Source organism: Pantoea sp. X-Soil-TKNS-1279, assembly GCF_059730565.1.
On record NZ_AP035948.1, the window covers coordinates 1010376 to 1035752 of the forward strand.

A 25377-nucleotide genomic window follows, 5' to 3' on the forward strand; every position below is an offset into this window, starting at 1 on the left:
TTCAGGGAAATTAAAAAAATGTGAAGCGGCTCTGATTAACATGAATGCTTAACTTTAACTAACTCATCATCTGTTGATTCAGTTGATGGCATTATGAAAATGCAGCCGCAACATTTCTTAATTCAGAAAGTTGTTCGGGTTTGTCATTTTGGATAATGTCTTCATTGATCTTAAGTATTACTGCCTTAATTACATCGGTGTTCTTTTCAATATGTTGCTTCGCCATAAGCTCATTGAGTTCGTTGAGCTGCCAGGGCGTTATCTTTATCGAGATTCTTTTCGAAGCTTTGGCTTTGGCTAAATCACCATTCAATAGCTTTGCTAAATCCTGCTGCTCATAGCGTCCAGAGTTTAAGGCATGAATATAATAAAGTATCAGCGCGCGGCTGAAGCTATCATCCACAGCGGGGTTTATTTTCTGAGAGGCTACATTTAAGATGTCCAGGAAATGTGCCGGAACCCTTACCTCTAAAGATGCCTTTATTTTATCGTATTCTTCTTTGATCTTTGGTGTCGATTGCGCTGGAATGCTGACGACTTCATTGCAGTTATTACATACAGCCGCTAAAATATTTTTAACAGTGCCACTTTTATCATTGAAATCGACATCGCGTAATAAATAGGTCGCCTGACTTTTTCCACAGTTATGGCAGATAACCTGTCGTGTATCACCTTCTTTAACGATTCTCATCTTAACCTCTCCTGTTATCTATGAACGCTGATAAAGATAATGTCGGGTTCAATGAAATAAAACTTTACATACCAATAATAGCCATCTTTATATGGACGGCATAGATGAACGTAAGTATGACTGTCCTGATGATGTGGGCTGTAAGTATATTGATCCCCAAATGTTCGCTGTATCAAAGAAATTACATATTCTTCGTCTATTTCCCCAACAGAAAACAGATTCTTCGTATCAATATCGCACCTTGCTTCATGGTCATAGCATCCATTTTTCAGACAGCTTATTGCCTTAGACTTTATCTCTTTGAAAGCCATTCTACATTCCTTGTATTTTGTACGACAATTTGCGTACAGTCAAGTGTGCGCACACTTGAAAGGTGAGTCATTGAAAATGATGATTTTAACTATATGATTTTATTATTAGTTTCTACTTGTCAGGTAAGAGCGAAAGTATACGACGTTGTTTTTACATCGGGTATCGTAAACGATTAAATTTGAGGTAAGTCACGCAGAACGATTCATCAAAAGCGACCACCGTGCCGCGCATTTCCCATCATGACTCCTCAACCCGTCGATACATCCTCCTCGGATGACCAATCTTGCCGTACTGCATCTCCACCGCCAGGAACCCCGCATCCACGCAGTGTTCCAGATAGCGTCGGGTGGTGGTTTTACTCAGTCCGGTTTCGCTCACCACCTCGTCCACGGAAAAACAACGTTGTGCGGCTTCGGCAAACATTTTTTGTACCAGCGCCAGCGTCTTTTCCTCTATACCTTTGCTGCCGTTATCCTGGCGGTAATTTTTCGCCTGAAGTTGATAGAGCGAATCAACGTTTTGCTGATCAACAATCTTCCATACTCGCTGTTGTTCGGCGAATTGCACAAAACGTTCCAGTGATTGGCTTAAACGCTTCCATGATACAGGCTTGAGAATATAGTCGAAGGCACCATTGCGGATTGCCTGACTACAGGTATCCATATCGCTGGCGGCAGTGATAAAAATCACCGAACAGTTGGCGTGCAAAACCAATGGATCGCTGATCAACGTGATGCCTTTACCGTCCGGCAAATAATTGTCGAGCAGCACCAGCTTTGGCTGCTTGCTCTTCATTAACACCCGGGCTTCAGCGAGTGATGAGGCAACCCCCACCAGCCGCAGGCGCGGATGTTCACCGATCAGATCGGCATGCAACTGCGCGAGTGTGTTTTCATCTTCTACAATCAATACGTCTATCATTTCAGGTTGCATAATACTGTTCTTCCAGCGTCGGAACGGGACGCGCCTGGTCGCCCATTTCAGGAATAAATAACGAAAAAATCGTACCTCGCGGGGCATTGTTAGAGACTTCAATTGACCCGCCAACCTGCGTGACATAGCTGGCGATTAAATACAGGCCGATGCCATGATCGCCACTGCGCTTGGTGGTCATCCCGCGTTCAAAAATATGCTCACGAATGGTCGGATCGATACCGATACCTTGATCCGCCACCTCAATGATCAGCTCCCGCTCATTAAGCAGGATCAGTACTTCCACTGGATCGTGAGGCAGAGGAGAGCGCTGGGTGGCTTCGATTGCATTATCCAGCAGGTTACCGATGATTGAGATCAGCTCGGCCTCTCCCAGCATACGACAAGGTCGCGCCATCTCGCATAACGGATCAAAGGCTAACGCCACGCCTTTTTCCCGCGCCCGCGCCGCTTTGCCTAACAGCAGGCCGCACAGCGTCGGTGAGCTAAAACGGGCGGAGATAAAGTCCAGCAGTTCCTGCGCATGCTCTGACTGGGCCTGGATATAGCGCACCGCTTCGTCGTAACGTCCCATATGCAACAGCCCGGAGAGGGTGGTCATGCGATTTAACTGTTCATGGCGCATGATGCGCAGATTATCGACATAGCGTTTAACCTGGCTGAGTTGCGCACTCAGGCTGTCAATTTCGTTGCGATCTCGAAAGGTGATGACCCACCCCTGCAATTCATCCTCCAGCATAATTCGCACCCGGCTGGCGATCACCGTTAACTGATTGAAACGGCAAATTTCATCGTGGGTATCGTTTTCCAGTATCACCTCGCGGGTGAAAAAGGGCACCGGAGCAATCACCTCGCTAATAGGATGACCACGTAGCAGGCGGGTTGGTTGGCTCAACCCTAAAAGTTTGCGTGCTGCCTGATTGATCACTTCAATGCGCAGCTCACTGTCGACCGCAATGACCCCTTCATAGATGGATTCCATCATGGCTTTCTGCTGACGTACCAGCAGACCAATTTCCCGTGGTTCCAGCGAAAAAATCTGTTTTTTGATTCCGCGGGTGAAAAACCAGGAAAAGATAAACAGGGCGGCCAGCAGTAACACGGCGGCGATAAAGATATTGATCACTTTACTCAGCGTAATGGTGTCGAGATAGCTGGTAAGATAACCCACTGAGATAATGCCGATCACCTGATGGTTATCGTCAAATATCGGCGCTTTGCTGCGCAGAGATATTCCCAGCCCACCTTTGCGAATCGTGGTGGTGCTGATTCCCCGCAGCACTGCGTCATTGTCGCCGCCAATCAGCTTTTTGCCGACAACCTCCCCGTGCGCCGAATGAAATAGATGAATTCCCTTATTATCCCCCACCACAATAAAGCTGGCATCGCTATGCAAAACCACCTGGTGCATAAATTGATTAATCGCCGGAATATCTTTGTCTGCGACCGCCTTGCGCAAATTCGGAATAATCGCGATCTCTTCTGCCTGTATTTTTGCTCTGGTGCTCATTTCCTGATAAAGCTGGCGACTGACATCCTGGTAGTAATAAATGCCGAGCAAAACAAACAAACCGGAGAAGAACAGCACCAGAGAAATAAAAAGTTTGATTTGGAATGATAGCTTCATAACGGCACACACCACAGCCAGCAAAGCGCCAATGTACCATTTTTTATCATCATTGTGCGTAGTTTACTGGAAACTTGTGATCCCTTGCACAGCAAGATCTGGCGCAAAAAATGACATGTTAAATACTCATTTTTGGAAATGTTATTAACATGTACCTCTGGATATAAAAACCATTAAAACCACGGCAATAATTAAGGTGTGAATCACAGAAAATAAAAGAAACCATAAAAACCATAGGTGCCATTAAAACTCCGGTTTTATTATGCTTTCCCTCACATAACCTACGCCATTAGCCCTTTACCCTGAAGGCACAAAATAACCAAGGGGCTTATTATGAGCACAACTGACGATTCGTTTTCTGTTACCTCTGAATCATTGGCGATTCAAAAGAAATCACTTAAGGACCGGTGGTGGCATATTATGGATACCTGGAAAATCGGGATTATTCCATTGCCATTATTTCTGCTGGCCGGGGCGTTGATTGCTATCGATTGTCTGGGCGGCAAGTTACCCAGCGATATTGTGGTGATGGTCGCGACACTGGCGTTTTTCGGTTTTGCCTGTGGTGAGTTTGGCAAACGTCTACCGATTGTGGGCAAACTCGGGGCTGCTGCGATTTGCGCCACCTTTATCCCGTCAGCAATGGTCTACTATGGCCTGCTGCCGGATGTCGTGGTGGAGTCCACCACCAAATTCTATAAATCCACCAACATCCTCTATCTCTACATCTGCTGCATTATTGTCGGCAGCATCATGAGCATGAATCGCACCACCCTGATTCAGGGATTCCTGCGTATTTTCTTCCCCATGTTGTGCGGTGAAATCGTCGGCATGCTGGTGGGAATGGGCGTTGGCCTGATGCTCGGTATGGAACCTTTCCAGATCTTCTTCTTTATTATTCTGCCGATCATGGCCGGTGGCGTTGGCGAAGGGGCGATCCCGCTGTCAATTGGCTACGCCACACTGCTGCATATGGATCAGGGCGTTGCGCTTGGTCGCGTGTTGCCAATGGTGATGCTGGGTGGTCTGACGGCGATCATTATCTCCGGCTGCCTGAACCAACTTGGTAAGCGTTTTCCGCATTTGACCGGTGAAGGCCAACTGATGCCAAACCGCAGCAACGGCGACACCAAAGCGCCAGAAGCGGCACCGGGTAAAACCGATGTCACTACCATCGCCGCCGGGGCGCTGTTGGCGGTGCTGTTGTACATGATCGGTATGCTCGGCCACAAACTGATTGGCCTGCCAGCGCCGGTTGGCATGCTGTTTGTCGCGGTGCTGATCAAGCTGGCACACGGTGTTTCACCACGCCTGCTGGAAGGGTCGCAGGTGGTGTACAAATTCTTCCAGACCTCGGTGACCTATCCCATCCTGTTTGCCGTTGGCGTGGCGATTACGCCGTGGGAGGAACTGGTGCACGCATTCACCATCAATAACCTGCTGGTGATCGTCAGCACCGTTTCTGCACTGGTCGCGACGGGCTTCTTCGTCGGCAAAAAGATCGGTATGCATCCTATCGATGTCGCCATCGTCTCCTGCTGCCAGAGCGGTCAGGGGGGCACCGGGGATGTCGCCATCCTCACCGCGGGTAACCGTATGAGCCTGATGCCATTTGCTCAAATTGCCACCCGTATCGGCGGGGCGATCAACGTGTCGGTATCGCTGCTCATCCTCGGCAACTTCCTCGTCTGATTTATGCGTTACAGGAACGAATATGAAACTTGCAAGCTTTGTCCACCAGGGAAAGCGTAGCTACGGCATCGTCAGGGATAACGGTGTGATCGATCTGGGTCGCCGTCTTGGTGACCGCTACGCGGATTTAAAATCGCTGCTCGCTGCCAACGCCTTATCTGAAGCGCAACAGCTGAGCCAGGAGGTGCCGGATCTGCGCTTTAACGATCTTGAATTGTTACCGGTGATTGATAACCCAGGGAAGATTCTTTGCGTCGGCATGAACTACGCCGAAAAACGTAAAGAGTTTGATCAACATAACCCGGCACCGACGTTATTTGTGCGTTTTGCCGACTCGCAAACCGGCCATAACGCGCCGGTACTGAAACCGCGCCACTCCAGCGAATTTGATTATGAAGGTGAGCTGGCGGTGATCATTGGTCAAAGCGGCGAGGATATCGCACGCGAGGACGCGCTGAATCATGTGGCGGGCTACAGCTGTTATATGGACGGCTCCGCGCGTGACTGGCAGCACACCTGGTTTACCGCCGGAAAAAACTGGCGGCAGACCGGCGCATTTGGCCCGTGGATGACCACCGCCGATGAAATCCCGGACCCGCATCGGCTGGCGATTCGCACCTGGTTGAATGGCCGCATGGTGCAGGATGACAACACCGCCAGCATGATCCATAAAGTCGCCGAACTCATTGAGTACATCAGCACCTTCACCAGCCTTCATGCCGGAGACGTCATCATTACCGGCTCGCCGGGTGGCGTGGGTAAGAAACGCAATCCACCGCTGTTTATGCAGGCAGGCGATCGCATTGAAGTGGAGATTGAAAACATCGGCCATCTCAGCAATGTGATTATCGATGCGCCAGCTCACGCGCTGACGGCGACGCACTGAGGCGCAGGCGAGATTATGCAACCACGACCCCCCATCGACTTCCGCATCGCGGAAGTCAGCGGTAATACCCGGCGGCGCGAGACTATCCGTGCGCTGCTGGCGGATAGCGGATTAGGCATGGACAGCGACATCACCACCTTTGTTGAAGCCTGGTCGAACGATCGGCTGGTGGGCTGCGCTGGCCTCGCCGCTAACGTTATCAAATGTGTCGCCATTGATGAGCAGTGGCGCGGTGAAAATCTCAGCGCACAGTTGCTGGCTGAAGTGGAACACCTGGCGCTGGCGCGTGGACATTTTCACTTGTTCCTGTGTACGCGCCCCTGCAACCGGGAGCGGTTCCAGCGTAACGGGTTCTGGCCGGTGGTACAGAGTGGGGAGAACGCCATTCTGCTGGAAAACACCCCCTCAGGTATTCAGCGCTACTGTCGTTCATTGCAGGCCAGCCGTGTCGTCGGGCAACGTATTGGCGCGATTGTGATGAACGCCAACCCTTTTACGCTGGGGCATCGTTATCTGGTGGAGCAGGCGGCAGCACGTTGTGACTGGCTGCACCTGTTTGTGGTCAGTGAAGACGCTTCGTTCTTCCCCTATAGCGCACGCTGGAAAATGGTGCAGATCGGCGTCGCCCATCTGCCCAATATCACCTTGCATGAAGGTTCTCAGTACATCATCTCACGCGCCACCTTTCCGGCCTATTTCCTGAAAGAAACCGGCAAGGTCCAGCAGGCGTGGAGTGAGATCGACCTGCTGCTGTTCCGCAACCATATCGCCCCGGCGTTAGGTATTACCCATCGCTTTATCGGCAGCGAACCGTTTTGCGACATCACCCGCCAGTACAACCACAGCATGCATCAGCTGCTGGCGGGCGCGGTGGAGGTGGTGGAAATCCCGCGTATCAAAGCCGCAGGCCATGCCATCTCGGCTTCAGAAGTGCGGCGCTTATTAAAAACACACCAGTTTTCCCGCATTCGGGAAATCGTACCGGATACCACTTTTGCGCATCTGACATCCCATTACAGCGCAGAAGTTGCTTAAAAATCAGGAATATAAATATGAAAATTGTGAGGGAGGCGCTGGCAGGAACCCTGGAGTCCAGCGACCTGATGGTAAAAATCGCCCCCGCCGGAGACGGGTTGGAAGTGGTGATTCATAGCGAGGTGATCAAGCAGTTCGGCGATCAGATCCGCCAGGTGGTGCACAGCACGCTGCGTGATATGCAGGTCCATCAGGGCTTGATCATTATCGAAGACAAAGGCGCGCTGGATTGTGTGATCCGCGCTCGTTTGCAAAGCGCCATACTGCGCGCCGCACCAGACGTGGAGATCGATTGGGGAAAACTGCTATGAGGAAACTACGCCGAAGCATGCTGTTCTTGCCGGGGGCCAATGCGGCCATGCTCTCCACCGCCTTTATCTATCGGCCTGATTCGATCATGTTCGATCTGGAAGACGCGGTCGCACTCCGGGAAAAAGATACCGCGCGTTTGCTGGTGTTCCATGCATTGCAGCACCCGATGTATCAGGACATTGAAACCGTGGTACGCATTAACCCATTGAACACGCCGTTTGGTTTGCCGGATCTGGAGGCGGTGGTGCGTGCGGGTGTTGATGTGGTGCGCTTGCCGAAAACCGATACCCCGGAAGATATCTACGAACTGGAGCGTCACCTCGAACGGATCGAGTTAGCTTGTGGTCGTGAAGTCGGATCTACGCGAGTGATGGCGGCGATTGAATCCGCGATTGGCGTAATCAACGCCGTGGCGATCGCGCGCAGCTCCCAGCGGCTGATCGGCATTGCGTTGGCGGCTTTCGATTATGTGATGGATATGCAAACCGAACGTGGCGATGGCACCGAGTTGTTCTATGCCCGTTGTGCCGTGCTGCACGCCGCCCGCGCTGCTGGTATCGATGCTTTTGACGTGGTGTGGTCAGACGTGAACGATGAAGCCGGTTTTCTGCGTGAAGTCGAGCTGATCCGCAAAATGGGTTTTAACGGCAAATCGTTAATCAACCCGCGCCAGATTGATCTGCTGCATAACGCCTATGCACCCACTCAGCAGGAAGTGGATCACGCGCAACGCGTGATCGAAGCAGCAGAAGAGGGTGAGCGTAATGGCCTCGGCGTGGTGTCGCTAAACGGCAAAATGATCGATGCCCCGATTATCAATCACGCGCTGATGGTACTGGAACGTGCGGCGGCATCCGGCGTGCGGCGTTAAGGAAAAAATCATGAATCAAACAGAACTTCTTCACGTTAATTTCCCGCATCTGCGTGAGTTAAAACCTTTTGAAAGCGCCCATCACACCACGCCGTGGCTGGCAGATATCCATGCCAAACACACCCGTAAATTGTGTGCCTCGCTGGATGATGCCATCGCGCGTAGCGGCTTACAGGATGGTATGACCATCTCCTTCCACCACGCATTTCGCGAAGGCGATCAGGTTATCAACAATGTGGTGGCGGCGCTGGCACGGCTCGGATTTAAAAATCTGACGCTGGCTTCCAGTTCGCTGATGACCTGCAACGATGCACTGATCGAGCATATTCGAAGCGGAGTGATCTCGCGTATCTACACCTCCGGGATGCGCGGCAAACTGGCGGAAGCAATTTCACATGGGCTGATGAAAGAACCGGTGCAGATCCATTCCCACGGTGGTCGGGTCAAGCTATTACAGGATGGCGAACTGAACATTGATGTCGCTTTCCTCGGCGTGCCGTGCAGCGACGAGTTTGGCAACGCCAATGGTACGCAAGGCCGTTCCGCGTGTGGGTCGCTCGGTTATGCAATGGTTGATGCCCGTTTCGCCAAAAAGGTGGTGCTGCTGACCGAGGAGCTGGTGCCGTTTCCCAATATGCCCGCCAGCCTCGGCCAGGATCAGGTGGATTTGATCGTTCAGGTCGCCAGTGTGGGTGATCCGGCGAAAATCAGCGTTGGGGCGGCACGCGTCACCAGCAACCCGCGTGAGCTGATGATTGCCCGCTACGCCGCCGATGTGATTGAACACTCGGGCTATTTCCGCCCAGGCTTTTCGATGCAGACCGGTTCGGGCGCAGCGGCCACGGCGGCCACCCGTTTTATGGAAGAAAAAATGGCGCGCCACGGCGTCAAAGCGCGTTTTGCTCTTGGTGGTATCACCGGGGGCCTGGTCGATCTGCACGAAAAGGGATTGATCGAAAAATTACTCGATACCCAATGCTTTGACAGTGAAGCAGCGGCCTCACTGCATCGCAACCCGAATCATGTGGAGATCTCCACCGACGTGTATGCCAATCCCGGCGGCAAAGCGGCCAGTTGCGATCAACTTGATGTGGTGATCCTGAGCGCACTGGAAATTGACGTTGAATTCAACGTGAACGTCATTACCGGCTCCGATGGCGTGATGCGCGGTGCCTCTGGTGGTCACTGCGACGTTGCCGCCGCCGCCAATCTGACGATTGTGGTCGCGCCGCTGCTGCGCAGTCGCATTCCCACCGTGGTTAAACGCGTCACCACCCGGCTGACGCCCGGCGAGAGTATTGATGTGCTGGTGACCGACCACGGTATCGCGGTGAATCCGGCGCGCCCGGAAATTCGCGAGCGCTTGCTGGCCGCCGGGTTGAAAGTGGTCGATATCGAGGCGCTCTATCAGCGTGCGGTTTCGCTGACCGGTGAACCCAAACCGATCGCCTTTACCGACCGGATTGTCGGGGTGATCCGCTATCGTGATGGCAGCGTGATTGACGTTGTTCGGCAGGTTAAAGAGGAAGAACTATGACCATGATGACGCCCGTGCAAGCGGGCGTCAGTCTGACAGCGCTGCTGGCGGCGAAAGAGGCTCGCGCGGCGCGTCAGGCTGACTGGCTCACTCGCTATCAACAACCGATCATTTCGCTGACGCTGGTGACACCGGGAGCGGTGAAAGACAGCATCCGTTATCGCAACACCATGGGGGTGGCTGTGCAGGCCTGCGACCAACTGCTGTGGCAGCATCGCTGGCCGGTGCTGGCCCACCAGGTGTTGTGGCTGGAAACCGGACCGGAAGCGCTGTGGTGCGTGGAACATCCGGCAGTGGAAATCAAAGCGCAGTGCGTCGAACTGGAACAAACCTTCCCGCTCGGCAGGTTGTGGGATTTTGACGTGTTTTGCCCGCAACTGGGGCAGATTGGACGACATTCACTGGATTTGCACACCCGTCGTTGTCTGGTCTGCGATCAACCGGCGCATGGTTGCGCGCGTTCGCGCCGCCATCAGCTTGAGGAGGTGGTAGCGCGTGTGGAGAACATGATTGATGGCTGGTTTGCTCGCGATTAACGCCACAGAACCCGACGTGCCCGGCTTTGCAGCACTGGCGTTGCGTCTGGAACTGGATTTAACGCCGAAACCGGGGCTGGTGGATCGGGCTAATAACGGTTCGCATCAGGATATGGATCATGCCTTGCTGTTAACCAGCATTACGGCCATCACCCCCTGGCTGACGGTTTTTGCCAACATCGGGTTTGAGCATGCGCACCATCCCGCCGCAGAACAGCTGCGTTTGTTACGTCCGGCGGGTATTGCTTGTGAGCAGGCGATGTTCACTGCCACCAGTGGGGTGAATACCCACAAAGGCGGCATTTTCTCTCTGGGATTGCTGTGCTTTGCTGCCGGGCGTTTGCAGGGGCAGGGGCGCAGGGTGAGTGCTGACGCCTTGTGCCGTCAGGTGAGTGAGATATGTCGAGGCCTGGTAGCGCGTGAACTGGTTAACCGCAAAACCTGTTGTACTGCCGGGGAGCAGCAGTTTCGTGACTATGGCCTGACGGGCGTGCGTGGTGAGGTGGAAAGTGGCTTCGCCACGGTACGCAATAGGGTGCTGCCATTCTGGCATCTGGAGCAGGGCGAGCGGCAGTTACAACATGCTTTGTTGCGCCTGATGGCATCAAACCCGGACAGCAATCTGGTGTCGCGTGGGGGCCAGGCAGGGCTGCGCTATGTCCAGCGGTATGCCGCGATGCTGTTGGCAACCGGTTGGGATAACGCCGCGCTGCGCCAGATGGATCAGGCGTTAATGGCGCGGCGTTTAAGTCCTGGCGGCAGTGCCGATTTGCTGGCCGTCGCCTGGGTGCTGGCTGCACTCGCATAATCATCTTTTTTGGTTTCTCTCTGTATCTGACGCGGCGGGTGTTACAGAGCAATACATAACGCGGCATCGCCCAAATAAAGCCGATACATCAGCGTGGTCTTCTGTGTCTGTTGTTATTTACTTACCCACAGGAGCCACCATCATGCTGCGTAAACTGATCCTTATTTCCCCGATATTGTTCTCATCCGCCACCTGCGTATGGGCCGCTGAGCTGGGCGGCCTGAGTGCGGGCGACGTCCTGGGGCCTGCCGCCGTCGCTCCGCTGGAAAAACCACAGCCACCAGCGAGGCTTATCGTTGATGCGCCGCTGGCCGGGCCGCTGCGTAAGGGCGCGGTATTTATTCAATATCGGGCGGAAAACCTGCGTATCGAACCGGTATTTGGGCCAGAGGCGTTAAAGGTCACGCCACGTATCGGTCATATCCACGTCGTTGTTGACGGCAATCCCTGGCATTGGGCTGACGCCAGTGGGGAACCGGTGATCCTGGTAGGGCTGCCCGCAGGCAAGCATAAAGTGACCATTATTCTTGCCGATCCCACGCATAAACCGCTGGACAGCAAAACGGTGGAATTCATCGTTCCTGAGCATGTCGCTGCGTCGCATTAACCCCTCTGTTGAAGGACGCGCGTGTATAACTGCCAGGAGTGAGCGTGGAATAAATGTCACAGTGAAAAATACCGCAGAAATATTTTGGTACATCACCTTACATTACCTTCACTTAATTCCTGGTATTTCGACGACCTGCGCTAATCAATGCATCAATTCTTAATTCATGCTGGCTAATCTATTTGGCACCATTACAGGATGATGGCTGATACGGAAATTCCGGTTTGATATAGCTGACATTGACCTTATAACCCTGCCTGGTAAGATTATTGGACGGAGTTTTGAATCAGATCGCAATTTTTTGGCTTATGGCCTGTTGCAGTGCGCTCGCGATGACCGTGCTGAATTAACGCCCCTTGCATTTTTCGCCGGGGCTGAGATGCTCCCGGTAATAAAAATGCAGGACATACAGCAAGATCATTAATGTAGATGCCCGCGATGGGAAGGCCCATTTTTAGATGCACCTTTTCACCCGGGTATGACAATTTAAGTGGCTGAAATTTAACTGGACCCAACAGAGTTCAGTCTGGTGACTTTTGCCAAAAAAAAGAGTTAACCCCAATTATTTAACTGGTGACGGTAAGCCAGGGGCGGTAGCTTGTTTTTTTCTTGCCATTTATCAATATTTAAATTGTCCTGTTTATATGGCGTAATTCTTAATGGCCTCAATCATTCGCCCCTCTTTAATTTCTGGTGTTTTTACCTGAGGAAACTCCGAAATAAATTATAAGGCGAATATAAGTATCATGCGGAAGTAACATTACTGGCTAATCGGTTTAATGCTTCAGAGGTCACATGCTAAATCCTGTCAACGATGTGTTATTGAGCGTCATCGTGCCGGTATATAACGCCGCAGCCTATCTGGAGAGATGCATTGATAGTCTGATCCAGCAGGATGAATCTCGCTTTGAAGTGATTTTTATTAACGATGGCTCGACAGATCACTCGCTGTCGTTGCTGCAAAATTACGCGCACTATCCACACTTTCACATCATCGATAAAGTGAATGGTGGCGTCTCGTCGGCACGTAATCATGGTATTCGCGCGTCGCGCGGCAAATTTCTTTGCTTTCTGGATGCCGACGATTTTCTCCCCTCCACGGCATTTTCGACCTGGCTGTGTCTGATGCAGCAAAATGTTTGTATGGCCGTTGGTCAGTCGCAACACTTTACGCCACAGGGACAAGCGTTGGATTTTCCGGTGGCATCGGATCATGCCAGACCGATGGCAGTGTCAGCCGCGATTAATGAATTGCTTTATTTCAATCCACGACACGGCATTTGCGACAAGGTATTTCGCGGTGATGTTATTCGCCAACATCATCTGCGTTTCAATGAGGAGATTTATAACTTCGAAGACCTGCTGTTTGTGATGAACTATCTCTGGCTGCAACAACATCGTCAGGTGGTGTTCTCCGATAAAGTGGTTTATCACTACGTTAAATCGACCCACTCGGCAACCCGATCGTCATTAAAGGAAAAACATTTTTCGTTTGCCCGTTCGTTTAGCAGCATGAAAACGTTTTTGTCAGCGCAGCATCATCGTTGTTATTACCATCTCTATCTGAAAGTCACTTCCTCCTATATCTACAAAGCACTTAATAGTGAGGGGTTCAGTCGCGACTTTATCGATGAATATATTGCGCTTTATCGGCAATCGTTTAAATCCTATCTCTCCTCGGGGTTGATGATCAATGCCTGGAGTCTGTACTTCACGTTTTTCTTCCTCAGCCCTCGTCTGGTGTCGCGTCTGCGCAAGTGGGTGCGGAAATAATTCCCTTTGGGGTGACGTTGTGAAAGATAAATTAAAAAACTCATTATGGATGATTGCTGAGAAGCTGATCGCGGTATTGGGTCTGATTTTCGTTACCTCCTATGTGGCGAAATACGTCGGTCCAACCACTTTCGGCATTATCTCCCTCTCCATGCTGGTGTTTCAGTTTGTGCAAACCATCGCCCAGATGGGCAGCGATGTGATTCTGTTGAAACGCATTTCACAGAAGCGCTATTCCGGCATCAGATTGATGATCTCGACCTTTTTCCTGGTGCTGGTGTTGTACGCGCTATTGTCGCTGGTGGGATTTCTGGTGATGCAGGAAGAACTGAGCTCAGATGCACTGGTGTTTATTGGTGCCGCCGCATTTGCCTGTCTGTTTTCCGCTATCGACCTGGTGAATGTCTATAACGAAGCGATGCTGCATGCGCGGCGGAATGTTATTGCCAATCTTATTGGCCTGGTTATCAGCCTGACGGTGCGTTACTTTATTTCGTACTTCACTCTCGATCCCAAATATCTGGCGATTCCTATCGTATTGGCCACGCTGATTCCGTTTGTGTTGAAGACGGGCTGGTTTTTGCTGGCGGAGCAACAGAGGTCGATACCCGCTATTCGGCAGTTCAAAAAATATTCACGTTATATGGTGGCATCGGGATTCTCACTGATTTTATCTGTGATTGCCGTTGCGCTGTATACCCGAGTTAATCAGGTCAGCGTCTCTTATTTTCTTGGGGTGAAAGAGGCGGGTATATTCTCGGTTGCACTGACGTTATCCACGGCCTGGGTGTTTTTGCCCAGCGCCTTGCTGGCATCGTTTTATCCCTCATTCTTTGCCGAGCGCGATCCTGAACAGGCCATTGTGAAAGCCCAGAAGCTGCATTTGTTGGTGATTGGTGTTTCCGCTGGCGTGATTTTTTCTATTTGGTTGCTCTCGGGCTGGTTTATTCGTGACTTTTACGGCGCGGCCTGGCTGGATGCTATCGCGCCAACGGTGCTCCTCAGTTTTGGCGCGATGTGCGCTGTGTTAAGTAGCGTAATGGACCGCTTCATTATTAAGTACAACGGTTATCGTTATTTGGTGAAAAAAACCTTCGCTGTTTTATTAATCTGTCTTGCGTCATCACTCCTTTTGGTGCCGCATTTCGGTCTGACTGGTGCCGCAATTAGCGTGGTATTGACCGAGTTTTTGTCTTTTACGCTGCTTAATTATTTCTTTTTTGCGCAACCAGTCATGCGTATTCATCTCATTTTTATCAACCCCAGGAAACTATGGCTGTTATTTAACAATGTCAAAACCTCAGACAGTAAAGAGAGTTTATCATGAATGAAAAGCCATTATTTAGTGTTATTATCCCAGCCTTTAACGCACAAAAAACCATTAAGCGAACAATTCTGAGTGTGCTTAATCAAACCTACAGAAATTATGAAGTTATCGTTGTTAATGATGGGAGTAGTGATTTAACCCCACGAATACTTGAAGAGTTTCTCTCCTGGCCGCAAGTCACCATTCTTCACCAGACGAATGCAGGTGTCAGTGCGGCGAGAAATAACGCCTTGCAATTATCCTGTGGAGAATATGTATTATTTCTGGATGCGGATGATTGGGTCGAGACTAACTTTCTTATGGTGTTTAAGCAGAACCTTGCAGCCTGGCCAGCCCAAACGATTGATCTGATGGTGGGAAACCTGAATGATGATCGTGTAGGCAAGGTTTCTCACGCGGGTTTTTTTGAGCTGGAAGATATTCCTTTCGTGCTCGGAGAGCTGGAGATGAGCGACAATATTGGTTATTTGCATAACAAATGTTATCGCCGAAAAATGGTTGAAGAGATGGGATTGCGCTTTATTGAAGGTATCTCAATGAGCGAAGATTTATTATTCAACCTTAAATTTTTTAGCTGCGTCAGTAACTTTTTGGTGATGCCGGGTAGCGCCTATCATTATGAAGATATTGAAGGCTCGCTCTCCAAACGCAAGTCCAATTACAATGAGTTGAAGGTGAGAAAAACATCACTGACGGTGTTGTATGATGGAATTGTGGAAAAATATAAGGAAAGCGATCTCGATTACTTTCTTAAGGGTATTTCTAAACGCGTTCTGGCGCTGGATATGCAAATTGTCACAGCCATGTATCATTCATCTTTTACACCGGGCGATATTGCTCAGGAGATTAATGAAATTAAGCGGGGGAAATATTCCAAAGGCATTTTTATTCTGTTGAATAAAAATGAGAAGATGAAATATATGATTATGAATTTGAATACTATCACAGCGTATTATTTTCTTTATGCCCTCTACAGAATGCGTGCATTCTGACCATCACTGTCCCTCACCGTGGCGGCGCGATAAATTGCGCCGCTACGAGTTCTCCCTTGCACTCTCTCTGCGTCTCAGGTCAAATAGCGCCCAGGCAAACGGTTGCGTGCGTGTATCGTGCATTTTTAGATGATAAATGCATCGTATTGCACACAAGTGCTGACTTTATGCACTGATTTTTGCGTTTAAGTCATGCGCGCCGATAAAAAACGGTTAGCATGATCACGTCGCGCCAACCGCGTCATAATTCGCAGCCCTGGCGGCTGTGCTTTTGATTAAGAGTAATTCTGGAGAGACAGATGGAAACCTCGCAAACCGGCACATTAGGTGCCGTTGAGGCGCCCGCAAAGGGCTGGCGTAAAAGTGACACCGTGTGGATGCTGGGGCTGTATGGCACGGCAATTGGCGCAGGCGTGCTGTTTCTGCCCATCAATGCCGGGGCAGGTGGTTTGATTCCGTTGATTATCATGGCCGCTCTCGCCTTCCCGATGACGTTTTATGCCCATCGTGCCCTGACGCGCTTTGTTCTCTCCGGGAAAAACCCCGGCGAAGATATTACCGAGGTGGTGGAAGAGCATTTTGGCGCAGGTGCCGGTAAGATCATCACGCTGCTCTACTTTTTTGCTATCTATCCCATTCTGTTGATGTACAGCGTGGCGATCACCAACACCGTTGACAGCTTCATCGTGCATCAGCTGGGCCTGGTATCGCCACCGCGTGCGGTGCTGTCGCTGATTTTGATTGTCGGCATGATGACCGTGGTGCGGTTTGGTGAGCAGATGATCGTTAAAGCGATGAGCGTGCTGGTGTTTCCGTTTGTTGCGGTGCTGATGTTGCTGGCCTGCTATCTGGTGCCACACTGGCACGGTGCCGCGCTGGAGACATTGTCATCCGGCCAAAGCAGTGGCGACAGCAATATCTGGATGACGCTGTGGTTAGCCATCCCGGTGATGGTGTTTTCCTTCAACCATTCTCCGATCATCTCTTCATTCGCGGTGGCGAAGCGTGAAGAGTATGGCGCTGCGGCGGAGCAAAAGTGCTCACGTATCCTCGCCAGTGCGCATTTGATGATGGTGCTGACAGTAATGTTCTTTGTCTTTAGCTGCGTACTGAGCCTGTCACCCACCGACCTTGATGCGGCCAAAGCGCAGAACATCACCATCCTGTCTTATCTGGCGAACCACTTTAATGTGCCGATGATCGCCTGGCTGGGACCGATTGTGGCGATGGTGGCGATCACCAAATCGTTCCTCGGTCACTATCTTGGTGCGCGTGAAGGTTTTAACGGCCTGGTGATTAAGTCACTGCGCAGCCGTGGCAAGAGCGTTGCGCCACAACGTCTGAACCGAATGACGTCGCTGTTTATGCTGCTGACCACCTGGCTGGTGGCGACAATGAATCCGAGTATTCTGGGGATGATTGAAACGCTTGGCGGGCCAGTGATTGCTATGCTGTTGTTCCTGATGCCGATGTATGCCATCCAGAAAGTACCGGCGATGCGCAAGTACAGCGGCAAAATCAGCAATGGATTTGTGGTGATTGTCGGGCTGCTGGCAATCTCTTCGATTTTCTATTCGCTGGCGAATTAAACCCAAATCCGTAACGGCGCGATTCATCGCGCCGCCACGGTTGAACGGCGTGGTTACACCACGCTCAGTTCCATGCTTCGACCGGTCTTAAATACGCTCATCGACTGCGCCAGACGCTCGGCCTGTTCCTGCAAGGCCTGTGAGGCTGCCGAGGCTTCCTGCACCAGTGCGGCGTTCTGCTGCGTCACCGCTTCCATCTGGGTAATCGCCAGATTGATCTCGCTGATACCGCTACTCTGCTCGCTGCTGGCGATGGTGATTTCACTCATGATATCCGCCACGCTCTTCACGCTGTTCACCACTTCACCAATGGTTGAACCGGCATGAGAGACCAGGCGGCTCCCTTCATCCACTTTCGCGACAGAATCTTCAATCAACACTTTGATCTCTTTGGCTGCGGAAGCTGAACGTTGTGCGAGGTTACGTACTTCGCTGGCCACCACGGCAAAGCCGCGTCCCTGTTCTCCGGCACGCGCCGCTTCCACCGCCGCATTAAGCGACAGGATGTTGGTCTGGAAGGCGATAGAGTCGATGACGCTGATAATGTCGACGATCTTCTTCGAGGAGAGCGCAATGGCTTCCATCTTCTCAATCACCTGTTCCATCACCACGCCACCTTCTTTCGCCACATCAGAGGTGTTGGCGACCAGTTTATTGGCTTCGCGCGCGTTTTCGGCATTGTGCTTCACGGTGGAGGTCATCTGCTCCATGGCTGAAGCTGTCTCCTCCAGTGAGCTGGCCTGCTGCTCGGTACGTGAAGAGAGGTCAAGGTTGCCGCTGGAAATCTGATTTGATGCCACGGCGATGGTGTCGGAACCGGCGCGCACATCCGAAACGATGGTCAGCAGGTTGTCGTTCATGCTTTGCAGCGCACGCATCAGCACGCCTGTTTCATCGGTGCTTTTGACTTCGATATGGGTGCTGAGATCGCCTGCTGCCACTTTCCCGGCAATCTCCACTGCTTCATTCAGCGGGCGCACAATCGAACGGGTCAGCAGGAAGCCGAGGATAATGGAGGCCACAATCGCCACGGCGGAGAACACCAGCGTTACCATGATGGCGGTGGAACCATCGGCAATGATGTTAATACCTTCATTCTGTAACTGCTCGGACTGAGAAGCGGCAAAAGCATTGGCGCTATCCAGAAAGGCGTTTTGAGTGTCGGTAATCTTTTTCAGCACAAAGGTGCTGGAGGCTTCCAGATCGCCCGATTTGACCAGCGCAACCAGCTGATCTTTCTGTTGTTCAAACAGATGGCTGGCAGCCAGCAGACCAGCAATCTTCTTTTTACCCACAACCGTGGTCTGGATGGCTTCGATCTTTTTCATCGCGCTGTTGGTACGGTCAGTCGCCTCGGCCAATTGCTGGAAGCGTTTGACGTTATTTTCCGGGCGAGTGGTATCAATCACGATGCCGCGCAGGTATTTGATCTGATCGTTCACACCATCACGCACATCATAGGCCAGTCGTACTTTTACATAACGATCTTCCACGATCGAGGTGATGCCGTTTTTAATATTGCTGATTTTGGTGATAGAGGTGATCCCCACCACGACCAGCAACGCCACGACCAGGCCAAAGGCGATGCCCAGCCGGACACCGACCTTCAGGTTCTTAAAGCTCAACATAGGTTTCTCCCCGTGATGCCAAAAAGTTTGGTTTGCAAGATAGAAAAGCAGATGGAACATCTGCATCAGGTTGATGTTTTTTAAGCGAAAATTGCTTACTTACTGCGGCGGGGGAAGCCTTGACCCGCACGCGCAAGCGCTATGGGTTATCGGATGTTAATGTTTTTACTTTAATTTTTTAGAGGTTTGTCACAAAAACTTCGCAGGGGATGTGTAGCGGCACGATTTATCGCGCAATTCCATGCACGATGCTGGAAAAACCCGCGCGATAAATCGCGCCGCTACGACAAGGGTAAGCATTAATGCGCTGCTTCCAGTACCCGATAAATCACATTCGACAGTTCATTGATTTCAAATTTTGCCACATAGCCATCGGCACCCACTTTACGCACATGGTCTTCGTTGGCACTGCCGGAGAGTGAAGAGTGGATCACCACCGGGATATGACGCAGCACATCATCGCGTTTAATGTTACGCGTCAGGGTGAAGCCGTCCATTTCGGGCATTTCGAGGTCGGTCAGCACCAGCGCGATTTTGTCGTGGATCGACTCACCTGCCGCCTGCGCTTCCTGTTGCATCTGGGTGATTTTCTGCCATGCCTCGAGACCGGTGTTATGCATCAGTGCCGGAATGCCCATACTTTTCAGGCCTTGCTCCAGTAGCTGGCGCGCCACTTTGGAGTCTTCCGCCACAATCGCGACCTGACCCGGTTTCAGGTTGAAGTTTTTCACGGTTTCTTCACCCGGCTCGACACCACGAACAGACGGAATGATGTCATACAGGATCTGTTCCACGTCCAGTACCAGCGCCAGATTGTTGCTTTCTCCGTCGCTGTCGAGACAGGCGATACTGGTGATATTGCGGCTACCAATGCCCGCTTCAGCGGTATGCACCTGATTCCAGTCGAGGCGCACAATATTTTCTACCGATTCCACCGCAAACGCCTGGGTGCTGCGGGCATATTCGGTCACCAGCAGCAGGTTGAGGCCGGTTTCCGGGGTGCAACCGGTCACCGCCGGTAGATCAATCACCGGGATAAACTGGTCGCGGATGCTGGCCATGCCCAACAACGGCGATTGCATTCCGGCAGCACGGGTGATGTTCGGCATCGGCACGATTTCACGCAGTTTGAATACGTTAATCCCGTACAGCTCGGATTTGCCTTTCCGCTGATCGGAGCCGAGGCGGAACAACAACAGTTCGAATTTGTTTGATAACGCGAGGTTAGCGCGTTCATCGATCTCTTTCTGGAAATTATCCATCCTGGCCTCGCTCAGGGCTGCGTTAAGGGCATGGCAACATCGCCGTGATGGAGTTATCGGCAGGATGGTTAAAAAATAGAGAGCGGCGGGTGGAATTTTGACGTGAGGGCGAGCGCCCTCACGTTTTAGCGACTTATTTCAACAGGATGGCACGTACGCTTTTCCCTTTGATCTTGCCTTCTTTTAGCTTGATCAATGCGGCTTTGGCCTGAGAGGCGGCAATCGCCACATAGGCATGGGTTGGGGTCAGATCGATCTTACCGATCTGATCGGCACTGAATCCGGCCTCACCGGTCAGCGCACCGAGAATATCGCCAGGGCGAATTTTCGCTTTACGACCACCATCAATGCATAACGTCATCATGGTAGCTGGCAGCGCTTTCGCCGCACTGCCTTTCAGCGTGCTGGCGGCAACCCAGTTGAGTGATTGTTGCAGATAATCTTCCAGCGCATGGGCGCGCGCCATCTCATCGGCGGCGACCAGACTGACCGCCAGACCAGACTCACCGGCGCGGCCGGTACGACCAATGCGGTGCAGATGCACTTCCGGGTCCCACGCCAGATGGAAATTCACCACCAGCGCCAGCGATTTAATGTCCAGACCGCGTGCTGCCACGTCGGTGGCAATCAGCACCCGGATGCTGCCGTTGGCAAAACGGATCAGCACACGCTCGCGGTCACGCTGCTCAAGATCGCCATGCAGCGCAAGGGCACTGATTTGGCGATCGTTCAGGGCGGCGGCAATATCATCACACTCACGTTTGGTGTTGCAGAACACCACGCAGGAGGTGGGCTGCTGCTGGCTGAGCAGGGCGCTCAACAGATTGATGCGTTCACTGGCGTTGACTTCAATAAAGCGTTGCTCAATCGCTGGCAACTCGGCTTCGGTTTCGGTCGCCACCGCCAGTGCATCACGCTGGTAGCGTTCGCTCAGGCTGGCAATGGTATCGGGCCAGGTGGCAGAGAACAGCAGCGTCTGGCGTGACGAGGGGGTAAAGCCGATGATGGCTTCCATATCATCACGGAACCCCATCTCCAGCATACGGTCGGCCTCATCCAGCACCAGGGTTTGCAACTGGCTAAGATCGAGGTTATCGCGTTTCAGATGATCAAGAATGCGTCCCGGTGTGCCGACCACAATATGCGGGGCGTGCACCAGCGAATCACGCTGAGCGCTCATCGGCTGGCCGCCACACAGCGTCAGGATCTTAATGTTACGCGTGAAACGCGCCAGCTGACGCAGCACATTGCTGACCTGATCGGCCAGTTCGCGTGTCGGGCAGAGCACCAGCGCCTGAGTATGAAACTGGCTGTTATCAATCCGCTGAAGCAGGCCGATACCAAAGGCGGCGGTTTTGCCGCTACCGGTTTTCGCCTGAGCACGCACATCGCGCCCCTGCAAAATGGCGGGCAGGGCGGCAGCCTGGATTGGCGTCATGGCGTCAAACCCCATCTCGCGCAGGTTGTCGAGTTGGCTGGTGGGCAGTTGCGTCAGGGTAGAAAAAGCAGTCACGGAACAGTCTCTGATATCGGGCGGAGTTGCGGCGGCCAGTCTGGCAGAAAGGGCCTGTCTCATCAATGATAAATCACGCGGCAATCAGCGGAATGATCACTGCGGGGAATCAATAAGCATCTGGCAATATTTGGTTTGTTTTTCGACGGTTATTGTCGCAAAGTTCTAATGAATTTTCCGAAAACTCTCATGATCATAAAACCATCGCAACTGAAAAAAAGCTGAGTTAATCAGACGATAGCGACATGCTGGCGGCACGATGGCGACCATTTGCTGCTGTTATGTTTATGTGTCCCGTCTGTTACAGGAAATTCCGATTAAAATCGTTCTCTGGATTGTTTTATATTTAGCGCGCCATTTGGCGATATAAAACAACTTCAGAGGTCACTTCATTGAGTCACTACGTCCAGGGACAAAACGAGGACATTCTGAAAATCGTCGGCCGCGCCGTGTTAACCCTACACATTCACGGAGAGACGCTGTCATCTGACAAAGTCAGCTCCATGATTGCCTGTTACGCGGAAGAAGAGCCTGTCAGCGACGAAGAAAACCAGCGGCTCTATGCGCTGGCTATTCAGATGTTATCGTAATAATCCAGCACGGCGGGGGACGCACCTTGTCCCAGCCTTTACGTTCATAAAGCCTCCTTCCCGGAGGCTTTTTTGCTTCAGGCGGCGTACACGGCGGTACCGCGTCGGAATGTGGCGTGAACCGGCGCAATGCGCGCCACCGCTTCGGCGGAGCAACTGGCTGCCACCAGCATCATGCTGGCCTCATCCTGGAGCTGTGGCCACTGACGTTCACCCTGATTGGATAACGGCAGAATACCGCCGGTGGCGATATGCAATGCCCGGCTCAGGCCAAACTCATCGGAGCCGCGGTACAGTTGCGCATACAAATTGGCTTTCTCCAGCATGCTACCGCTGCCAAACGGCGACCAGTGATCGATCACGCTATCGGTGCCGGTCATCACCGTAATTCCTGCCGCCTGCAATTGCGGCAGCGGCATAGTCAGCTTGCCGATAGGGATGGTGGAGGCCACACTCATCTGCTGCTCGGCCATCCCGTCAATCATTTGATCCAACGCTTTTCCTTCCAGCGTGCCCAGTGCAAAGCCGTGACTCAGGGTCACTTTCCCCTTGAGCTGCGGGTTTTTCGCGATGGTATCCACCATATATTGAATCGCCGCCACGCCTGCCGGGGAGGTTTCATGCAAATGGATATCCACGCCGCGCTGGTAATCAAGGGCGATCTGGAACATCGCATCCAGCGATGCCTGCATGGCGCTGTCCACGTTAGTGGGGTCGAGGCCGCCGACATATTGCACGCCAAGCGCCATCGCTTCGCGCATCAGGCCATCCACCTTTGAATGCAGCAAACCGTGCTGGGGAAAGGCGACAATTTCGCAGTCGAAATCCGGGTGATTAGCCAGCGCCAGCTTGAGGTGTTCCAGGCTTTTCAGGCCGCTGACGGGATCGATATTGCAGTGGCTGCGCGCTGCGGTGCTGCCCTTACTTTGCAGCAGGCCAATCAGTGCTTCGGCCCGTGCCTGCGAGGTGGGCAGCAGTTGTGGGATCAGTACCTGTTCACGGGCGATCATATCCATAATGGTTTTGCCCTGACGTGGCCGGGGTGCCTGCCAGGGGCCGCTGTAAAAGGTTTTGTCGAGATGGATATGCATGTCGCGGGTGCGTGGCAGCAGCAATAAACCCTGTGCATCCCAGTTGGCTAAGTCGCTGTTACGCGCGCTTCCGGCCGGATCGATGGCGATAAATTTCCCGTCGTTAATGGTGATGTCATATAACGCGGTACGCGTGGCAATCACCTCGTTACCTTCACGTTCGAAACCTTCTTCGAGGCGTACATTCAACAATTGGTAATGGCGGGTGCGGGGCAGGGCTGGACGTTCGGAGTGGGTGACAACGGTCTGGCTGGCGTGGCCCATACCCGCCGCCAGCAGGCTACCGGCGGCGGTCCAGCGAACTGTCTGGCTAAGGAAATCACGACGGCTGGGGGAAGAGAGTTGCATCAGAGGCTCCAGTCAAAAGGGAAAAACCTAATCTGGCAAAAGCCTCGCCGCTGCGCTGCGATATTTACCACTGGCTGGCAGTGGAAAAATCACTGCCAACGCAACTGACAAAAATCCACCAACGCGGCGGTCAGTGCCTGTTGCAGAGCGTCCTGTGGCTGACGGCAAAACAGCGCCAGCTCGAAATGGCTGATTACCGGCAATCCCTCGGCCTCGCCCAGCACACGATGTTGCGGCAGGCGGCAACTGGCGGGGAGTAATGTCAGCCCCAGACCCGCCGCCGCCGCGCTGGCTAACGCCACCAGGCTGGTGCTGCTGTAGCTGATGCGCCAGCTACGACCCAGACAATCCAGCGTCTGGCACATCTCCTCGCGATATAAGCCCAGTTGCGGGAAAACCACCAGCGGCAGCGGGTTTTGTGCAAAGCAGGGGTGATCGGCGCTATCGAGCCACAGCAGCGGTTCCGGTCTGGCTGCCAGCGGGCGTTCGCCGCCCGGCTGCTTAATCAGCATGATATCGAGCTCTTCTCGCTGCCATGCCGCGTGCAAATCAACATACATTCCGCTCATCACATCCAGCCGCAATTGCGGGTGCTGGCGGCTAAAATCGGCCAGCAGACCCGCCGTGGGGGCGGCAAAATCTTCCGGCACACCGAGACGCAAAACACCATCCCGCCATTTGTCGCTCAGCACATCGTGTGCCTCACTGTTCAACGCAATGATGCGGCGCGCGTAGCCCAGCAGTTTTTCCCCCTCTTCGGTGACGGCCACCTGATGTGAGGTGCGTTGCAGCAGCGCTTTGCCCACCATCTCCTCCAGACGTCGCACCTGCTGGCTGACGGTAGATTGCGACAAATGCACCCGGTCGGCGGCGCGGGTAAAGCTGGCGGTTTCACACACCGCGACAAAGCTTAATAACTGTTGCGGGGTAAACATGGGCTGACGATTCATTTTTCCACTGTTCACTATGGTGTTATTTCATTTCCAAATAGTAACCGTCCCTGCCCTCCTGACAACCTTTTCCCCGCAGGATTGTGTATGACCCGACACTCCAACGGACCGACGCTCTCCGCCCTGGTGCTGGCCGGGCTGAATATGCGTCCGTTACTCACCTCCGTCAGCCCGTTGCTGGGACAGTTACGTCAAAGTATCGGCCTCTCTCCGCTGGCAGCGTCGTTATTGCCCGCCGTCCCGATGGTGATGATGGGCGCGGTTGCGCTGCTGGGCGCACCGCTGATGCAACGCTTGCCATTGCGACGCCTGCTGCTGGCAGGATTAACGTTATTGCTGGTGGCGTTGGCGGCGCGTGGCGCGATCGTCGAGGGGCGCTGGTTATCGTCAGGCTTTTGGTCAACCAGGTCTTTAATTGGTCCTACCAATGTAGCGAAAATGTTTCCGGGAGGTCACATAACACGAAA

The 25377-nt window shown here is 52.6% G+C and carries 22 protein-coding genes and 1 pseudogene; 15 read left to right on the forward strand and 8 right to left on the reverse strand.

From position 1 onward, the window contains the following. Positions 1-91: 91 nt before the first annotated feature. From AC6I8N_RS04575 to AC6I8N_RS04585, 3 genes are all read right to left on the reverse strand, one after another. Positions 92-691 carry a hypothetical protein gene (locus AC6I8N_RS04575; protein ID WP_036628175.1) on the reverse strand — a complete coding sequence of 200 codons (600 nt, stop codon included), beginning with the start codon at positions 689-691 and terminating at the stop codon, positions 92-94. A gap of 549 nt (positions 692-1240) precedes the next feature. Further along, positions 1241-1936, reverse strand: coding sequence for a response regulator (locus tag AC6I8N_RS04580; RefSeq protein WP_497830129.1), 696 nt, complete (start codon positions 1934-1936; stop codon positions 1241-1243). Next, positions 1926-3563: an ATP-binding protein gene (locus tag AC6I8N_RS04585; protein WP_208724910.1), complete on the reverse strand. Its 1638-nt coding sequence runs from the start codon at positions 3561-3563 to the stop codon at positions 1926-1928. Before AC6I8N_RS04585 ends, AC6I8N_RS04580 begins: the two co-directional genes overlap by 11 nt. Before the next feature lie 333 nt (positions 3564-3896). Between AC6I8N_RS04585 and AC6I8N_RS04590 the strand changes: the two genes are divergently transcribed. The 13 genes from AC6I8N_RS04590 (at position 3897) to AC6I8N_RS04650 (ending at position 17528) form a co-directional block, all read left to right on the forward strand. Beyond that, a complete protein-coding gene (locus tag AC6I8N_RS04590; RefSeq protein ID WP_036628181.1) occupies positions 3897-5255 on the forward strand; it encodes a 2-hydroxycarboxylate transporter family protein in 1359 nt (452 codons plus the stop codon). A 22-nt stretch (positions 5256-5277) separates the two neighbouring features. Further along, complete coding sequence (locus AC6I8N_RS04595) at positions 5278-6141, forward strand: fumarylacetoacetate hydrolase family protein (RefSeq protein WP_208724911.1); 864 nt, start codon at positions 5278-5280, stop codon at positions 6139-6141. A gap of 15 nt (positions 6142-6156) precedes the next feature. Then, positions 6157-7176: a [citrate (pro-3S)-lyase] ligase gene (citC, locus tag AC6I8N_RS04600; protein ID WP_497830130.1), complete on the forward strand. Its 1020-nt coding sequence runs from the start codon at positions 6157-6159 to the stop codon at positions 7174-7176. A 17-nt stretch (positions 7177-7193) separates the two neighbouring features. After that, entirely contained in the window at positions 7194-7487 is a 294-nt protein-coding gene (gene citD / locus AC6I8N_RS04605) for a citrate lyase acyl carrier protein (RefSeq protein ID WP_497830131.1), read from the forward strand. Beyond that, on the forward strand, positions 7484-8359 hold the full coding sequence (gene citE, locus AC6I8N_RS04610; RefSeq protein WP_036628187.1) for a citrate (pro-3S)-lyase subunit beta: 876 nt from the start codon (positions 7484-7486) through the stop codon (positions 8357-8359). Before citD ends, citE begins: the two co-directional genes overlap by 4 nt. Positions 8360-8369: 10 nt before the next feature. Further along, positions 8370-9896 (forward strand): citrate lyase subunit alpha, encoded by a 1527-nt coding sequence (gene citF, locus AC6I8N_RS04615; protein ID WP_497830132.1) that lies wholly within the window; start codon positions 8370-8372, stop codon positions 9894-9896. After that, positions 9893-10432 carry a citrate lyase holo-[acyl-carrier protein] synthase gene (citX, locus tag AC6I8N_RS04620; RefSeq protein WP_497830133.1) on the forward strand — a complete coding sequence of 180 codons (540 nt, stop codon included), beginning with the start codon at positions 9893-9895 and terminating at the stop codon, positions 10430-10432. The genes citF and citX overlap by 4 nt, the downstream gene beginning before the upstream one ends. After that, on the forward strand, positions 10410-11240 hold the full coding sequence (gene citG / locus AC6I8N_RS04625) for a triphosphoribosyl-dephospho-CoA synthase CitG (RefSeq protein ID WP_497830134.1): 831 nt from the start codon (positions 10410-10412) through the stop codon (positions 11238-11240). The genes citX and citG overlap by 23 nt, the downstream gene beginning before the upstream one ends. 142 nt (positions 11241-11382) lie before the next feature. Further along, positions 11383-11847 carry a DUF6130 family protein gene (locus AC6I8N_RS04630; RefSeq protein ID WP_497830135.1) on the forward strand — a complete coding sequence of 155 codons (465 nt, stop codon included), beginning with the start codon at positions 11383-11385 and terminating at the stop codon, positions 11845-11847. Between the two features lie 795 nt (positions 11848-12642). Continuing rightward, positions 12643-13620 carry a glycosyltransferase family 2 protein gene (locus AC6I8N_RS04635; RefSeq protein WP_497830136.1) on the forward strand — a complete coding sequence of 326 codons (978 nt, stop codon included), beginning with the start codon at positions 12643-12645 and terminating at the stop codon, positions 13618-13620. 19 nt (positions 13621-13639) lie between these two features. Beyond that, a complete protein-coding gene (locus AC6I8N_RS04640) occupies positions 13640-14947 on the forward strand; it encodes an oligosaccharide flippase family protein (RefSeq protein ID WP_497830137.1) in 1308 nt (435 codons plus the stop codon). Further along, a complete protein-coding gene (locus tag AC6I8N_RS04645; RefSeq protein WP_497830138.1) occupies positions 14944-15939 on the forward strand; it encodes a glycosyltransferase family 2 protein in 996 nt (331 codons plus the stop codon). The genes AC6I8N_RS04640 and AC6I8N_RS04645 overlap by 4 nt, the downstream gene beginning before the upstream one ends. 299 nt (positions 15940-16238) lie before the next feature. Beyond that, on the forward strand, positions 16239-17528 hold the full coding sequence (locus AC6I8N_RS04650) for an HAAAP family serine/threonine permease (protein ID WP_497830139.1): 1290 nt from the start codon (positions 16239-16241) through the stop codon (positions 17526-17528). Positions 17529-17581: 53 nt separating this feature from the next. Here the strand turns inward: AC6I8N_RS04650 and AC6I8N_RS04655 are convergent, their stop codons facing one another. The 3 genes from AC6I8N_RS04655 to dbpA all read right to left on the reverse strand — a co-directional run bounded on the left by AC6I8N_RS04655 (position 17582) and on the right by dbpA (position 21931). Next, positions 17582-19156: a methyl-accepting chemotaxis protein gene (locus AC6I8N_RS04655; RefSeq protein WP_497830140.1), complete on the reverse strand. Its 1575-nt coding sequence runs from the start codon at positions 19154-19156 to the stop codon at positions 17582-17584. 299 nt (positions 19157-19455) lie between these two features. Further along, entirely contained in the window at positions 19456-20418 is a 963-nt protein-coding gene (locus AC6I8N_RS04660) for a chemotaxis protein (protein ID WP_497830141.1), read from the reverse strand. Between the two features lie 133 nt (positions 20419-20551). Next, complete coding sequence (dbpA, locus tag AC6I8N_RS04665) at positions 20552-21931, reverse strand: ATP-dependent RNA helicase DbpA (RefSeq protein ID WP_208724922.1); 1380 nt, start codon at positions 21929-21931, stop codon at positions 20552-20554. A 392-nt stretch (positions 21932-22323) separates the two neighbouring features. Here dbpA and AC6I8N_RS04670 point away from each other — a divergent pair, with 392 nt between their 5' ends. Further along, entirely contained in the window at positions 22324-22521 is a 198-nt protein-coding gene (locus AC6I8N_RS04670; protein ID WP_021185917.1) for a hypothetical protein, read from the forward strand. 77 nt (positions 22522-22598) lie between these two features. On the opposite strand, the gene AC6I8N_RS04675 is transcribed toward AC6I8N_RS04670, so the two are convergent. Next, the gene (locus AC6I8N_RS04675) at positions 22599-23960 is read right to left on the reverse strand and encodes an amidohydrolase family protein (RefSeq protein WP_497830142.1); all 1362 of its coding nucleotides are present in this window, start codon (positions 23958-23960) and stop codon (positions 22599-22601) included. An 89-nt stretch (positions 23961-24049) separates the two neighbouring features. After that, positions 24050-24910, reverse strand: coding sequence for a LysR substrate-binding domain-containing protein (locus tag AC6I8N_RS04680; protein ID WP_497830143.1), 861 nt, complete (start codon positions 24908-24910; stop codon positions 24050-24052). Positions 24911-24997: 87 nt separating this feature from the next. Between AC6I8N_RS04680 and AC6I8N_RS04685 the strand changes: the two are divergent. Next, positions 24998-25294: pseudogene (locus tag AC6I8N_RS04685) on the forward strand (cyanate transporter); the annotation flags it as partial. Between the last annotated feature and the right edge of the window lie 83 nt (positions 25295-25377).